Here is a 13,886-nt window from a genome sequence, read left to right on the forward strand (position 1 = left end):
TGGAGTGCATTGCCATGAATTGGGTTTCTTCGAAGCACATGTCCGCACGCGCGGACGTGTCGGTCTCCGTGTGCCTCGGGCTCGCGCTCGCGCTGCTGCTCCCCGCGTGCGGTGACGGCTCGCAGCCTCCGCTCGTGGTCCTCGACCGCGACGGGGATGGCGTGGACGACACCGACGACGCGTTCCCCGACGATCCGAGTGAGCAGGTCGATCTCGATGGGGACGGCACCGGCGACAACGCCGACACCGACGACGACGGCGATGACGTGGCCGACGTGAGCGATGCCTTTCCCCGCGACCCGACCGAGTGGGTCGACGCGGATGGCGATGGTGCCGGTGACAACGGCGACCTCTTCGCGCAGAACCCCGACGAGTGGGCCGACACCGATGGAGACGGCGTGGGCGACAACTCGGACGCGTTCCCGAGCGACGCGACGGAGACCAATGACGCCAACGAAGACGGCGTGGGTGACAACAGCCAGCGGTTGGTGGAGAGCGGTGTCGAGCCCGCGGGTGACAACTGCCCGCACGGTGGCGCGGTCACGTGGTTCGGACTCGACGAGAACGACGACGCGGCCCTGCAGCCGAGCGAGATCGACGCGAGCCAGAACTTACACCTGCGACCCGGAGCGCTACGCCATCGGCGGGACGGTGACCGGCGTGCCGGTCGACGGAACCGACGCGGTCGGTCTGCTCAACCTGGGCGGTGACGCCGTCGTGCGCGCCGAGAACGGCACCTTCTCGTTTCCGAGCGAGCTGGTCCCCGAAGCCGACTACGGCGTGACCGTCGGCGTCCAGCCGCTCACGCGCTACTGCGAGACCAGCGCCACGAGCACGGGCACGGTGGGCACAGGGCCGGTCTCGAACGTGGCGATCACCTGCTACGCGAACGGGCAGGTGACCACGCGACACAACTTCCAATCGGGCGGCGTGGCCGTGGACGCGAGTGACAACCTCTACGTGGCCGACTTCCTCGGCCACGCCGTGCGCAAGATCAGCCCCTCTGGCGTGGTCACCACGCTCGCTGGCGGAATGGACGGCTTCACCGACGGCCAAGGTTCCGAAGCGCGGTTTCGCTTCCCCTACGACGTGGCGCTCGATGCCGATGGAAACGTCTATGTGTCGGACGTGGGGGCCTTCACCATCCGCAAGATCACACCCGACGGGATGGTGACCACCCTGGCTGGCACCGCCGGGGTGGCGGGCTTCACGGACGGTCAGGGCGCGGCGGCACGCTTCCTCGCTCCGCGTGGCCTCACGGTGGACAGCGCCGGCAACGTCTACGTGGTGGACAACGACACGCGTCTTCGGAAGGTCAGCCCGACGGGCGCCGTGACCACATGGCAGTCGAGCGGTGGCTTTGCCAGCAACCCCGGGAGCCCCGCCCAGTCCATCTTCACGGACGTGGCCGCTTCGCGCAGCGGCACGGTCTACGTCGCGGATGCCAACCTGTGTGACTGCGTGCTCCAGACCAACGCCGCCGGCGTGATCGGCATCTTGCCCATCACGTACTCCACCACAGGGTCACGCTACCAGAACATCACCGGGCTCGCGGTGGACGCCAACGACAACCTCTACGTGGCGGACACGCAGTACGGAAACTACCGCATCCGACGGCATGGTCCTGCCAGTGTGGGGGTGTCCAACATCAACGACTTGGCGACCATCTCGCAGCCCGAGCAGACCGTGCTCCAATCGGGTTCGCCAGGCAACGCCGACGGCATCCAAGCCACGGCGCGCTTCTCGGCAGCGCCCGCGGGCATCGCGGTGGACCGCGCGGGCCACGTGTTCGTCGCCGACCGCGACAACCAGCGCATCCGCAAGGTGTATTTCGTGCCAGGCGACATCCCACCCGTGCCGCCGCCCGTGGTGGTGAGCGTCAGCGCCAACGACGCCTCGCAGCTGGGCGAGGAGCTGCTGCCCGCCTTCAACGCGGACCCCGCTGCGGTCCTCTTGCTCGGGGCCCTGCGCGCCAGCTGGGACACCGGCCTCTATGGTCCACGCCCCGCAGACGGAGTGCTCATCGACTTCGCGTGGGAGCGCTGCAAGGCGGACCCCGACGAGTGCAACACGCTCGCGGACGCGATGGACTCGCTCCTTCTGCTCACGCGCACCGACGGAACCTACTTCGCGATCCTGGCCGCGTGGGAAGCGGTGCGGGGCAGCCCAGGGTGGGGGGGCGACAGCCTGGTGGGCGACCTGGTCTGCTCCGGGTCGCTCGCGGAGGGCAGCGTCTACTGCGCGTCCTCGACGCGTGTGCCCATGAACAGCCCGCGTGTGCCCGACGAGATCGAGCGCGCGATGTGGACGTCCGTGACCTCGCCCGTCAACATCGTGAACACCGTCACCATGCTTCAGGCGCTGCTGACGGCGCTCGAGGACGGCGACCCGGGCTACGGCACCACACTGAGCAGCGCGCTCCAGAACTTGGGTGAGGACAGCGCCATCACGCGCGGCCTCGCCACGGTCGTGCTCTTCATGGAGGCCATGCGCATCGCCGACCGGCAGCGCAGCGGGGAGACGATCACCCCAGAGCAGCAGGTCTTCGCCCAGCGGCTCGTGGCGCAGACCCAGCAGCAAGAGCGCGCGGCGCTCGACCAACTCCGGGCCGAGTTCACGGCGCACCAAGAGGCCAACCGACCGCCGGCCACGCGCGGTGGGCTGTACTACTTGGGCACTGCGCCCACCGAGGCGCACGAGCGGGCGCTGCTGACCCTTCTGCCGCAGAGCTCCGGCAACACGGAGGTGGACGACACCGCCACCATGGCGTTCCGCTTGCTCACCGCCATCGGCCAGTCGCAGCGCGATGTCACGGTAGGAGAGGGTGTAGACGTGCACGCCGTCGCTGCCGGCGTGGGCCTCGGCGTACCGCTCGCGAGCGCGGTCGTCGCGCTGGGGGCCGGGTTGGCGCTCGCCAGCGCGTCGGCGGCGTTGACGGCCACGAGCCTCACGGTCACGGTGCTGGCGACCGGAATCACCGTGGCGGGCACCACGGCAGGGATCAAGGGCGGCGTGCTGGTGGTGGCGGCCGCCTCGCTCGCGGGCTCCATCGGTGGCACCGCCGGGGCTGCGGCGCTGGTGGGCCCAGCGGCGCTCATCGTGGCTGCCATCGCCGTCCTCGGCGCCGGGGGCGCCATCGTCGCGGAGATCAACGACTTCACGCGCGTGATGGAGGCGATGGATGCCATCCTCCGGCTCCAGGCCATGGTGCCGCCCACGCTGGGTGACCTGACGGACAACGAGTCCCCGAACCCCTTCAATCCGCTGGTCCTCGGCACCGACACGCAGGTGCTCTACTCGGTCACGCAGCTGGTGGGAGGCTGACCGATCCATGAGTGGAGACGCGCGCAGGGTGGAGCCCGAGATGACGTTCGTGTGGTACAGCCCGGGTCTCGCGGTGGTGGGCGTCATGGCCTGGCTGTTCTGCGGCTGTGGCGGGAGCAACTCCCCGGCCGATGGAGGCACCGACGCAGGTCCCACGGCAGACATCGGCGTGGACGCTAGCTTCTCCGCGGACACCGGCGTGGATGGCGCCTTGGACGCGAGCACCGACACCGGCGTGAACGGTCAGCCGAGCCTCGCCCTCGTGGAACCTCGCATCGCCGCGCGCCAGCAGCAGACCGTGACGTTCGCGCTCGACGCGGCGGATCCGGAAGGTGACGCGTATGCGGTCTACTTCACGGGATGCGCAAACCCGCAGGGTACGATTCAACTCTGCATCGACGCGGGTTGCACCCAGGCGGTCACGCTCGACTGCACAGTCGTGCACGACGATACCACCGTGCCACAGCTCCTCGCGGTGGACCCGTCGCTGCACGGGCGGTTCACGGCGGGCGACCTCCCGACGCTCCTCGCAGGCGACAGGTACAACACGGCGCACTTCCGCCTCGACGACGTGGCCTCGCTGCTGCCGCCGGCCGAGGTGGCGGTGGTGTTCGACGTCATCATCGACAACCAACCGCCCATGGTCTTCGTCCAACAAGAAGATCGGGAGGACTTCGCCATCTCGCCGGCGTTCGGTACGGACGTCCTGGTGGATGTCACTTTCATGGACCCTGACTTCACGTACTCCGACTTCCTGTTGTTCACGGTCGAGGGCAGCCTCGACAACTCGCTGGCGCCCGCTGCCGAGCTCGACGTGGTCGCGTTGCTGGCCGCGGTCCCCGACTGCGGAGATGCCGTCACCGTCACCCCCACGACGTTCTCCTACACCTGCACTGCCCCCTCGGTGCAGGCCTTCCTCGGTGCCGTGAAGATCCTCGCCCCCACCGAGCAGGAGGGTGCGAGTGGCGCGGTCACCCTGGTCGTCCGGGTGAGCGACAACGGCAACTACGGCCAGTGTCCCGACAGCACGACGCTCGACCCCACGCCGTGCCCCATGGAGGACATGGTCACGCTGATCGTCACGTACGTGGCGCCGTAGAGGGGCGCGCGGCGCTGTTTCGATGGTCTCGCGCTGGCCACTCAGCAGCAACGGGGTGAGGACCCGCAGAGCACCTTCGCTTCTCTAGGGACTCCTGACGGGCGACGCCGCGCTGACGCTAGAAGAACACGGAGTCCGGGTTGGCATCGAGCAGGCGCGCCACCGTGGTCATGCCGTGGAACCCGCCGCTCGCATCCAGAAAGACGACATGATGCCCCAACGTGAACTCGAGCTCGGCGCGACCGTTTGCCGAGATGGCGAGGCTCCGCCAGCTGCGGGTCACACCGACCGAGTCCGTCCGCGGGACCGGCGCACCGAGGGTGAGCTCGGCCGCCGGGAGGAGCGGGTGCGTGACCACGCACAAGCCCTGCCACGCCACTTGCTCCCCGTTCCATCGCTCGGGGACAGCAATCGCGGTGCGCCCCGGCATCGTGTGGGCACGCATCCACGTGAGCAGCGCTCGGGGCTGAGTCGGGTCGACCTCCGCGTAGATCCAACGTTCCCCAGTGTCTTGCGAGACGAGCGCGAACGAACTGGGCCGCGTGGCCGCCGCGTCGCTTCCGTGCAGCACGTCCATGCAGCGACCGTAGTCGACCACGTGACCGCTCACGGGGTCCGAGCCCGCAGGAGACGGCAAGAGCACATCGGCGCGCGTGGACGGCGCGAACACCGGCAACGCGCAGAGCAGCAAGAGCCCCACACTGCCGGAGGCGAGGGAGAGGCGGCGCTTGGCGTGGGTGGTCATCGCGTGAAGTCCAGGTCGATGGTGACGCTCGGATCGAGCAGTGCGGCAACGCCCCAGGCTCCAGCGAAGTGACCATCGGAGCCGAAGAAGCCAATGCGGTGAGCGAGCGAGTCGTTCACGCGCTCCTTGGCCGCTGTGCTGAGCTGGAGCGAGCGGCGCGTCCACCCCGAAGGCGGCGAGGTAGGCCGTGCTTCGCCGAGGGTGATGTCCGAAGGAGAGATCAAGACACGCGCCACGACGCACGTGGCGAAGAAGCCGACCACGCGGCCCGCATCGTTCCTCTTGGGCGAGACGATGAAGCGCCGGCCTGGTGTTGGGCCCGTGGCGATCCAAGTCTCGAGGGTCCGGCGACCACGCGGAGAAGGGTCCTCGATGGAGAGCGTGGTGTTCACCGTCGGGCCGGAGTTCAGCGTTCCGCCCATCGGCATCTGCCGACTGGCATCCACGCCGAGGAACGGGTCGAAGCAGCGCTCGTTGTCGATTTCGTAGCCCGTCACTTCCGGTTCGGAGGGACGGCGTCGTTGCGCCTCCGCATCGCGAATGGGTGCCGCAGCGATCCCGGTGACGGTGAGAGCGAGCAGGACCCCTAGCGCGCGAAGGCGTTCCACGTGGACGAGTGTACTTCCGTCACGGGCACGACGCTATCTCGCTCAGCCGTGCACGGCGATCGCGCGGATCCACGTCGCACGATCGTTCGTGACCGTCAGCACGTTGCCGACGGACACGTTCGCGGACCGCGCGGCCATCGCGATGAGCGGCGACTGGACGAAGAGGTTCGAACTCTGCAGGGCGGCTCGGTTGGTCACGGCCCACTTTACGATTCGCGCGGCGGTCGAGATTTCAAAGCTGGTCATCGGCTGGCAATCGTGAGCACAGCGGACGCGCTTCGCGCGACGAACGATCTCGTCGGCGCTCGACAGGAACAGATCGCAGTGCGCGGTTTCGAAGCGGCCTTCAACGCGCGAGAGGAGCCAGTCGCGATCGAGCCAGATGGAGGTCGTGCCCGCTGGAAGCTCGAGGTGATAAGTCGGCGGCGCGTCGAAGATCTCGGCCATCGGGGCGAGCATACCGACAAGGTGCAAGGGCGGGAACGAAGTTCGCGCGCGCCCATGCGAGGCGAAACGAGTCTAGACCCCTGCGCGCCGTAGCCGGATCTCCACTTCGCGGTCCACGTACGACCACTCCTCGGTCTCGCGCAGCTTCCCGAGCAGGTCGTCGAACGCGCTGGTGTCGGCCTCGCCGAACTCGAAGAAGGTGAGGAAGTCGAACGGGCCGCCCAGGTCTCGGCTGTGGTAGAGGCGCCGCGCGATGGCGGGCAGGTAGCGCAGGCCTACCTCGGTGTGATGCGAGCGTGCCTCGAAGATGGCGCGCCGCTCGTCCTGCGGGAGCGCCCACCAGGCCGCGGACTTCCGGATGGGAATCAGCACTGCACAGCGGCTGGCCAGGCGCCCGAGGTCCTCTTGAACGGCCACCAGCTGGGTCCGCTCCGCGCGCTCCACGTAGCGCTCGTTGCTGCGCACGCCGTCCAGGGTGAACACCGCTCCCGGAGCTGCTGCGAACTCGCTACCCTCCATCCGCTGCATGGCGCTGGCCACGGGCAGCGACTCGCCGCAGATGGCGGTGATGCGTTCCACCAGGAGGTCGCCGGTATCGCCTGCAATGAAGCGGACTCGGATGGTCATGGTCCCCACGCTGGACCGCGCAGGCCTCACGCTGCAACCTCTCGCCCGCGAATTTGCAGGGCAGAAACGGCATGGAAACGCCGCTCGTTGCGGCCGTGGTCTATGCTGCTGGGTATGGCGGATCGGCCCGTGCACCCCAACGTCGTGTTGAAGAGCTACTGGACCGCGTCGTGGAGCGACTCACCGGAGCCGTTGTCGGGCCGGCCCATCGAGGCGCGGTCCGGCAGACTCCCGGCGGAGGCCCCCGAGCACTGCGCCCGGTGCGGCGCGGGAGGCCTACAGCCCCATGACGCGAGCGACGACTCGGGCACTGCCTGGCGTCAGCTCTTCTTCCAGTTCCACTGCGAGTCCTGCGGCGCGTACACGCTGTTCCACTACGACGACTGAGAAGCCTTTACGCCTCGCGCCCGCGCACGTTAGAGTCGGCCCCGGCTCGCGTGGCGTCCCTGACCGACGTCGTTTCGCGCCTTTTCCCGAGGTTTTGCTCGTCCCACGAGTATCGTTTGGCCATCGGCACCGAAGCTATCGATCTCCCGCGCCCCTTTGGGCCGTACACCCTCACGCGCCGCCTGGCCGTGGGAGGCATGGCCGAGGTGTACGTGGCGAAGACTCAGGGCATCGGCGGCTTCGAGAAGCTGCTGGCCATCAAGGTCATCCACCCGACCTACTCGGAGGACGAGCAGTTCATCACCATGCTGGTGGAGGAGGCCAAGCTCAGCGTCCTCCTGAACCACAACAACGTGGTGCAGACGTTCGACCTCGGCTGTACGGAAGACACCTACTTCATCGCCATGGAGCTGGTGGAGGGGGCGGACTGCTACCGCATGCTCAAGGCGCTCCGGCAGCGCAAGGCGCTGCTGCCGCTCGACATCTGCGCTTACATCGTGTCGGCGGTTTGCTCGGCGCTCGACTACGCGCACCGCAAGCGCGACAGCGGCGGCAACCCGCTGCGCATCGTGCACCGCGACGTCTCGCCCCAGAACGTGCTGGTGAGCTTCTCGGGTGACGTGAAGCTGGCGGACTTCGGCATCGCGAAGGCGGCGCTGCGCACGCAGGACACCCAGGTCGGCATCATCAAGGGCAAGTACTACTACATGTCCCCCGAGCAGGCGTGGGGTGACCCCATGGACCACCGCTCGGACATCTTCTCGGCGGGCGTGGTGCTGCACGAGCTGCTCACCGGCGAGATGCTCTACCAGGCAGACAACCTGCCCGAGCTGCTGGACCGCGTGCGCAAGGCCGAGCTGCGGCCGCCTTCGGCCTTCCGCCGCGACGTGCCGGCCGAGCTGGACGCCATCACCATGAAGGCGCTCGCGCGGCGCGCCGAGGATCGCTACGAGTCCGCGCACGACCTGGGCCAGGCGCTCACCCAGTTTCTCTACCAGCACCAGCCGTCGTTCACCACGGCGCGGGTGGCACGCCTCATGTCGCAGCTCTTCGCGGAAGAGTACGCCGCCGCCACCGGCGCGCCGCCGCCCTCGCAAGAGAAGCTGCTGGCTGCGGACCCGGGTCGCCGCGACTCGGTGACCGCCAAGATGACGGTGGGCGAGTACGAGCCCGACGCGAAGAGCGTGATCTTCGACCTGCGGCGCACTCGCGACGACCTGCCCACGCTCGGCCGCGCATCCAGCAGCGATGACCGGCCCACCAACCCGAACGCCATCCGGGTCACGGCCCGCCCGCCGCGCTACACGTCCAAGCAGGCGCCGCCCGTGCTGGCCACGCCGCGCCCCGGCGAGGACGAAGACGCACCCACCATGATGCTGGACCGCGCCGGCCTCGCGCTGGCCGACCTGGCCGCGGGGCTCGAGTCGCCCAGCGCTCACGGCGACGACTTCGGCGACGACGAGAACACCGTGGTGGAAGACATCGGCATCGGCGCGCAGCTGCAAGACCTCCTCGCGGCCGAGGCCCGCCCCGCGAACTCGCCCTCGGGGCGTGGCTCTCCCTCCGTGAAGCTCAGCGCGTCGTTGGCCGAGGACGCGGACGTCTACCTCCACCCGGACGACATGACGCCACCGGGGCCGTCGTCCATCCCGAAGGCGCCACGCGTGCCCCGCGAGGCGGCGGCCATGCTCACGCCCATGACCAGCTCGGTGACGCCGCGCCCCTCGGGGTCGCGGGTGTTGGAGGCGCTGCGCTGGACGGTGATCGCCGCGCTGGTCGGGCTCGTCACGTACCTGGTCATCGCCAAGGCCATCAAGCCCGAGCCGGTGCCCGTGGTGCGCATCGACTCCGTGCCGCGCGGGGCCGAGCTCTGGCTGGACGGGCAGCGGCTACCCGACCCCACGCCCGCGCGCATCGAGGGGCTGGTGGTGGGCACCGATCACGCGCTCGAAGTTCGCTTGGCCGGGCACGAGCCCTGGACCACGCACCTGCGCGTCCAAGCCGGTGAGCAGGAGCAGGTGGCCGCGCTGGTGGCCGTGGGCCGCATCGTGGAGATCGTCTCCGAGCCGGCCGGCGCGGAGGTTCGCTGCAATGGCGTGCTCGAGGGGCGCACACCGCTGCGCCTCGGGCGCCGACGGGTCGGCGAGGTGCTGGACATCAGCGTGACCATCGAGGGCCGTGAGCCCGTCTCGCACCGCCTCGAGGTGGTGGAAGGCGAGGGGACGCAGACGCTGCGGGTGCTCGGCGGGCGGTAGGCCTGGGCGCCTCGGGGTGCCAATTGCTCTTGTTTTAGGCGCCCAACTCGAGGTTGTCGATCAGCCGCGTGGTCCCGAGGTGCGCGGCAATCAGCACCACCAGCCGCTCCGGCACCCCGTCCGTGGGCGGCAGCAGCGTGTCGGGGTCCACGGCGGCCACGTAGTCGATGCGGTCCATGCTGGCCACCACGTGTTCGCGCGTGATGGCGGCCAGGCGCTGCGCGTCGCGCTCGCCCGCCTGCCACGCCGCCTCCGCGGCTCGCAGCCCGCGGGAGAGACCCAGCGCGCGCTCGCGCTCGTGCGGCGCCAAGTAGCGGTTGCGCGACGACAGCGCCAACCCGTCCGGCTCGCGCACGATGGCGCAGCCCAGCATCTCGATGGGCATGCTCAGGTCGGTGACCATGCGCTCGAGCACGCGCCACTGCTGGAAGTCCTTCTTGCCGAACGCGGCGGCGCACGGGCCCACCAGGTTGAAGAGCTTGTTCACCACGGTGGTGACGCCACGGAAGTGCCCGGGCCGGAACTCGCCCTCGAGCGGCTGCGTGATGCCTTCCACCTCCACGTGGCTCTGGAAGCCCGGTGGGTACATGACGTCCGGCGCGGGCGCGAACACGATGTCCACGCCCACGGTGGCGCAGCGTTCCACGTCCGCCTGGAGCGTGCGCGGGTAGCGGTCGAGGTCGTCGGTGGGCGCGAACTGCAGCGGGTTCACGAAGATGGTGAGCACGCGCAGGTCGGAACGCGCCCCCACCTGCGTGACCAGCGAGAGGTGCCCGTCGTGCAGTGCGCCCATGGTGGGCACCAGGCCCACGCGCTGCCCCTGCATGCGGGCAGCGTCGCACACCGCCCGCAGCTCGGACGGATCGTGGATGATGCGCGGCGCCATGCTCAGCTCACGGGGCCGTAGCTGGGGCCGTGCTGGCGCTCGGGGTTCACGGGCGCGGCGCTGGGAGCCGCCACGCTGGCAGCGCTCTCTTCGCGGCGCAGCACCTGGCCGAACGCGTATTCCTCGGTGGGGAAGGCGCCCGAGCGGACCTCGTCGCAGTAGCGGGCCGCGGCCAGCTTGCCGTCCTCGAACCAGTCGGCGTAGCGCTTCACGAACTTGGGGCGCATGTCGGGCGTGAGGCCCAGGAGGTCGTAGCAGACCAGCACCTGGCCATCGCACGCGGGGCCCGCGCCGATGCCGATGGTGGGGATGCTGATGGCGTCGGTGATGGCGGCGGCGAGATCACTCGGGATACCCTCGAGCACCAGCGCGAACGCGCCCGCTTCGGCCACGGCGCGAGCGTCGTCCAGCACGCGCGCGGCGGCGTCTTCGGTCTTGCCCTGAACGCGGAAGCCGCCCATGGCGTGCACGCTCTGCGGCGTGAGGCCCACGTGGCCCACCACCGGGATGCCGGCGGTGACGATGCGCTCGATGGTGGCCGCCGCGCTGCGCCCGCCCTCGAGCTTGACCGAGTGGGCACCACCCACGGACAGGAAGCGGGCCGCGTTGCGCAGCGCCTCCTCCGGGCTGATCTGCCAGCTCATGAAGGGCATGTCGCCCACGATGTGCGCGCGCCGGGTGCCACGGGCCACCGCGCGGCAGTGGTAGACGATCTCGTCCACGGTGACCGGCAGCGTGGAGTCCAGCCCCTGGACGACCATGCCCAGGCTGTCGCCCACCAGCAGCATGTCCACGCCAGCCTCGTCGAACAGCTGCGCGAACGTGGCGTCGTAGGCGGTGACCATGGTGATCCGCTCGCCGGCGCGCTTCATGGCACGCAGCATGGGAACGGTGACGGGCTTCGCGGACGTGGAGGTCCCCTTGGGCTTGGTCATGTGGCGGTCTCCTGGCTGCAGTCGCGGCCGGGGCGATTCCCGGTCCACGCTTTCACCTGGCGCTCCTCAGAAGGTAGCACGGGCTTTCGACGCCCGCACCGGGGCATGATTCAGTGCGGGGGGCGGGTGGGGCTAGAGCGCGGCCAGCTTGGCCTCGAGCTCGGCCCGCAGCGGGCTGTCGGCCTCCGAGAGCACCACCCCGCGCTTGAGCATCTTCTTGGCCTCGTCGTCGAGCCCGATGGCGGCCAGCAGGCGGCCCGCTTCGCCGTGGGCGCGAGCCCGCTCGGTCTGGGGGCCACGCTCGGCCAGCATGCGCCACACGTCGGCCGCCCGGTCGAGGCGCCCTTGCTCCTCGTAGAGCGCCGCCAGACGCCACGCCGTGCGCGGCGGGATGAACGCGTCCCCGCGGTCCACGAAGCGCTTCAGCACGGACTCCAGCTGGGCGGTGGCGCCCGGCCCGTTGCCCGTCTCGGCCAGGGTCAGCCCGATCTCTTCGAGCAAGCTCCACTCGGGCGACGCGCCGGCGCGGTCGAGCGCCAGCTCCAGCACCTCCAGCGCCTCGGCCGGCGCGCCGGAGATACGCAGCTGCTGGCCGAGCGCGAAGTACGGGCGGTAGTCGTCGGGGAAGTCCTCGACGGCGGCCTGGAACGCGTCCAGCGCGCCTTCCTGGTCGCCGGCCAGCCCGTGCAGCGAGCCAATCTGGATGTGCGCGCCCAGGCGCCGGTCGCCGCCCTCGCCCTCGGGCAGCGCGGCCAGGAAGCGCTTGTACCCCGCCACTGCGGCCTCGCTGTCGCCAGCCAGCGTGCAGGCCTTGGCGTGCTCCAGGATCAAGTAGATGGGCGCCTCGGCCTTGGCCAGGACCGCCGCGAACCCGTCCCGTGCCACCGGGAAGTCCTCGTCGTCGAGCGCGAGCAGCGCGTCGAAGAACTCATCCCCGTACCCCGCGTACTCGCTGGCCTGCTCTTCGTACCAAGAGCCCGCTAGCACCGCGATGCGCTCCTCGCGCGTCATGACCACACGACGGTTGGCCTGCTGCACCTCCACCCGGTCCACGTCGTCGAGCTCGGCCTGGGCGCGGTCCACCAGCGAAGGGTCGGCCGCCACGTCGAGCGCGCCACGCAGCTCTTCCTTGGCCAGCTCGCGCTCACCGCGCTCCCGCAGCAGCAGCCCCTGGGCGATGCGGTTCTTGGCGATGCCGTCGCGGCAAGCGTCGATGCGCGCGACCACGCCGTCCCGCTCCGAGCGACGGTCGCCGGGGAAGGCGTCACGCGCCCTCTCGAACGCCAGCTTGGCCTCGCCGAAGGCTCCGCGCGCGAAGAGCTCTTCGGCCTTGCGGAGGTGAGTGTCGGGGTCGCTGCCGAGGAGTTTCTTGAAGAATGACATGCGTTGACGGGGCCTTCAGCCGCGGCCGGCCTTCTCGAGCATCTCGACGCGCTGCCGGGCGAGGGTCTTGAGGGGTTGCGCCACGCTGCGGCTCTTGGCCAGCGTGCGCAGGTCGTTGAGGCGCAGGTGTGCGATGAAGGCCATCGAGATGCCCACGGGCGTCTTGGGGTTGAAGATGAGCGCCATCTTCAGCTCGTAGCTCTGCAGCCACTTCCGCCGAGTGCCGATGTAGCGCAGCACGTCCGCACCGACTTCACGCGAGCAGGCGATGTTGGTGGCTTCTTTTTCCGTCATCTTCGGTGACGACATGGCAGCCATGGCGATGCCCTTGTTCGTGTCGCGCACCAGCAGGGCCCGCGCAGCTGCGTCGCCGATGACGGCCAGGCGCAGCTTCTCGCTCTTGGTCATGGCCTTGATCTGGAAGCTGAGCGGCTTGAACTTGTCGGCGACCTTCTCTTCCTGCTCGTCGAGCAGCGGGTTCACCTCGCGCACGATGGCGTCCGGGTCGTCGGCGTCGGCGGCGAGCGCCTCCTGGAAGATGAGGTCGCCAGGCAGCGGCTCGTCCGTGGGCTCGGGGATGAGCTGGCCCGTGATGGCGGCCACGTGCTCGGCGAAGCTGGGGATGCCCGTCAGCTCGACCCCGTTGCGGGCGCACAGCTCCACCAGCCGGTCGGCCGTGGACATGCGCATGTTGCGGTTCTTGTAGAGCGCCTCCACGATGACGGGCTGGTTCAGCAGGCGCTGCTGGTTGGTGGCGATGACCTCGCACAGGTGGTCGCTCGCCGAGCGCGCCACCACGATGATCGCAGCGTCGGGCGTGTTGTGGTTCATGACCAGCGCCTCGAGCAACGGCTCGCGGTCGATGAACTTGCGCGCCAGCGCCTCGAGGATGGCGCCCGGGATGGCGGCCTCGGCGGCTGCGCGCAGCACGTTCTCGGGCAGGCCCGTGAGGGTGGCGTCGGCCGCGCTCGCGATGCCCGCGTCGGGGTCGGCGGCCAGCTGCACCATGAGCGTGACCAGGTCACCACCCTTGATGGGAACGAGGCCCTTCGCGGCCATCAGGCGCGCGGGGCCGGGGGCCTTGGGGTCTGCGAAGCGGTGCAGCGACTCGGGCAGCTCCGCGAGGGGCAGCGGGAGTGAGGTGGACTCGGACATGGACCACGGGTGTACCAGACATCGAGGGCTCGCGC

Annotated in this window: 13 protein-coding genes; 5 read left to right on the forward strand and 8 right to left on the reverse strand. The window is 69.6% G+C overall.

Annotated elements, in window-relative coordinates; all coding sequences use genetic code 11:
* Positions 1 to 38: 38 nt before the first annotated feature.
* From IPI43_26695 to IPI43_26705, 3 genes are read left to right on the forward strand one after another with little or no spacing between them, the layout of a single operon-like run.
* Positions 39 to 710 (forward strand): hypothetical protein, encoded by a 672-nt coding sequence (locus tag IPI43_26695; protein MBK7777666.1) that lies wholly within the window; start codon positions 39 to 41, stop codon positions 708 to 710.
* Positions 661 to 3,324, forward strand: a complete 2,664-nt coding sequence (locus IPI43_26700; protein MBK7777667.1) for a hypothetical protein — start codon at positions 661 to 663, stop codon at positions 3,322 to 3,324. The genes IPI43_26695 and IPI43_26700 overlap by 50 nt, the downstream gene beginning before the upstream one ends.
* 7 nt (positions 3,325 to 3,331) lie before the next feature.
* Entirely contained in the window at positions 3,332 to 4,423 is a 1,092-nt protein-coding gene (locus IPI43_26705) for a hypothetical protein (GenBank protein ID MBK7777668.1), read from the forward strand.
* A gap of 118 nt (positions 4,424 to 4,541) precedes the next feature.
* Here IPI43_26705 and IPI43_26710 read toward each other — a convergent pair whose 3' ends face one another.
* The 4 genes from IPI43_26710 to IPI43_26725 form a co-directional block, all read right to left on the reverse strand.
* Complete coding sequence (locus IPI43_26710) at positions 4,542 to 5,168, reverse strand: hypothetical protein (GenBank protein ID MBK7777669.1); 627 nt, start codon at positions 5,166 to 5,168, stop codon at positions 4,542 to 4,544.
* The gene (locus tag IPI43_26715; GenBank protein MBK7777670.1) at positions 5,165 to 5,665 is read right to left on the reverse strand and encodes a hypothetical protein; all 501 of its coding nucleotides are present in this window, start codon (positions 5,663 to 5,665) and stop codon (positions 5,165 to 5,167) included. Before IPI43_26715 ends, IPI43_26710 begins: the two co-directional genes overlap by 4 nt.
* 153 nt (positions 5,666 to 5,818) lie before the next feature.
* A complete protein-coding gene (locus IPI43_26720; GenBank protein MBK7777671.1) occupies positions 5,819 to 6,223 on the reverse strand; it encodes a hypothetical protein in 405 nt (134 codons plus the stop codon).
* Between the two features lie 72 nt (positions 6,224 to 6,295).
* A complete protein-coding gene (locus tag IPI43_26725; protein MBK7777672.1) occupies positions 6,296 to 6,850 on the reverse strand; it encodes a chlorite dismutase family protein in 555 nt (184 codons plus the stop codon).
* Between the two features lie 114 nt (positions 6,851 to 6,964).
* On the opposite strand from IPI43_26725, the gene IPI43_26730 reads away from it, so the two are divergent.
* Positions 6,965 to 7,237 carry a hypothetical protein gene (locus tag IPI43_26730; protein MBK7777673.1) on the forward strand — a complete coding sequence of 91 codons (273 nt, stop codon included), beginning with the start codon at positions 6,965 to 6,967 and terminating at the stop codon, positions 7,235 to 7,237.
* A 116-nt stretch (positions 7,238 to 7,353) separates the two neighbouring features.
* On the forward strand, positions 7,354 to 9,492 hold the full coding sequence (locus tag IPI43_26735; protein MBK7777674.1) for a protein kinase: 2,139 nt from the start codon (positions 7,354 to 7,356) through the stop codon (positions 9,490 to 9,492).
* A gap of 34 nt (positions 9,493 to 9,526) precedes the next feature.
* On the opposite strand, the gene IPI43_26740 is transcribed toward IPI43_26735, so the two are convergent.
* The 4 genes from IPI43_26740 to IPI43_26755 all read right to left on the reverse strand — a co-directional run bounded on the left by IPI43_26740 (position 9,527) and on the right by IPI43_26755 (position 13,851).
* On the reverse strand, positions 9,527 to 10,378 hold the full coding sequence (locus IPI43_26740; GenBank protein ID MBK7777675.1) for a pantoate--beta-alanine ligase: 852 nt from the start codon (positions 10,376 to 10,378) through the stop codon (positions 9,527 to 9,529).
* 2 nt (positions 10,379 to 10,380) lie between these two features.
* Positions 10,381 to 11,313, reverse strand: coding sequence for a 3-methyl-2-oxobutanoate hydroxymethyltransferase (gene panB, locus IPI43_26745; GenBank protein ID MBK7777676.1), 933 nt, complete (start codon positions 11,311 to 11,313; stop codon positions 10,381 to 10,383).
* A 132-nt stretch (positions 11,314 to 11,445) separates the two neighbouring features.
* Positions 11,446 to 12,696: a tetratricopeptide repeat protein gene (locus tag IPI43_26750; protein MBK7777677.1), complete on the reverse strand. Its 1,251-nt coding sequence runs from the start codon at positions 12,694 to 12,696 to the stop codon at positions 11,446 to 11,448.
* A 15-nt stretch (positions 12,697 to 12,711) separates the two neighbouring features.
* The gene (locus IPI43_26755) at positions 12,712 to 13,851 is read right to left on the reverse strand and encodes a hypothetical protein (GenBank protein ID MBK7777678.1); all 1,140 of its coding nucleotides are present in this window, start codon (positions 13,849 to 13,851) and stop codon (positions 12,712 to 12,714) included.
* Positions 13,852 to 13,886 lie beyond the last annotated feature (35 nt).

The organism is Sandaracinaceae bacterium, assembly GCA_016706685.1.
Classification (GTDB): Bacteria; Myxococcota_A; Polyangia; order Polyangiales; family Houyiibacteriaceae; genus JADJJE01.

Bases quoted from the DNA above. Each gene is read 5' to 3' on its own strand.
- IPI43_26710 (MBK7777669.1), bottom strand. From the start codon at position 5,168: ATGACCACCCACGCCAAGCGCCGCCTCTCCCTCGCCTCCGGCAGTGTG.
- IPI43_26755 (MBK7777678.1), bottom strand. From the start codon at position 13,851: ATGTCCGAGTCCACCTCACTCCCGCTGCCCCTCGCGGAGCTGCCCGAG.
- IPI43_26705 (MBK7777668.1), top strand. From the start codon at position 3,332: ATGAGTGGAGACGCGCGCAGGGTGGAGCCCGAGATGACGTTCGTGTGG.
- IPI43_26750 (MBK7777677.1), bottom strand. From the start codon at position 12,696: ATGTCATTCTTCAAGAAACTCCTCGGCAGCGACCCCGACACTCACCTC.
- panB (MBK7777676.1), bottom strand. From the start codon at position 11,313: ATGACCAAGCCCAAGGGGACCTCCACGTCCGCGAAGCCCGTCACCGTT.
- IPI43_26730 (MBK7777673.1), top strand. From the start codon at position 6,965: ATGGCGGATCGGCCCGTGCACCCCAACGTCGTGTTGAAGAGCTACTGG.
- IPI43_26695 (MBK7777666.1), top strand. From the start codon at position 39: ATGTCCGCACGCGCGGACGTGTCGGTCTCCGTGTGCCTCGGGCTCGCG.
- IPI43_26720 (MBK7777671.1), bottom strand. From the start codon at position 6,223: ATGGCCGAGATCTTCGACGCGCCGCCGACTTATCACCTCGAGCTTCCA.
- IPI43_26725 (MBK7777672.1), bottom strand. From the start codon at position 6,850: ATGACCATCCGAGTCCGCTTCATTGCAGGCGATACCGGCGACCTCCTG.
- IPI43_26740 (MBK7777675.1), bottom strand. From the start codon at position 10,378: ATGGCGCCGCGCATCATCCACGATCCGTCCGAGCTGCGGGCGGTGTGC.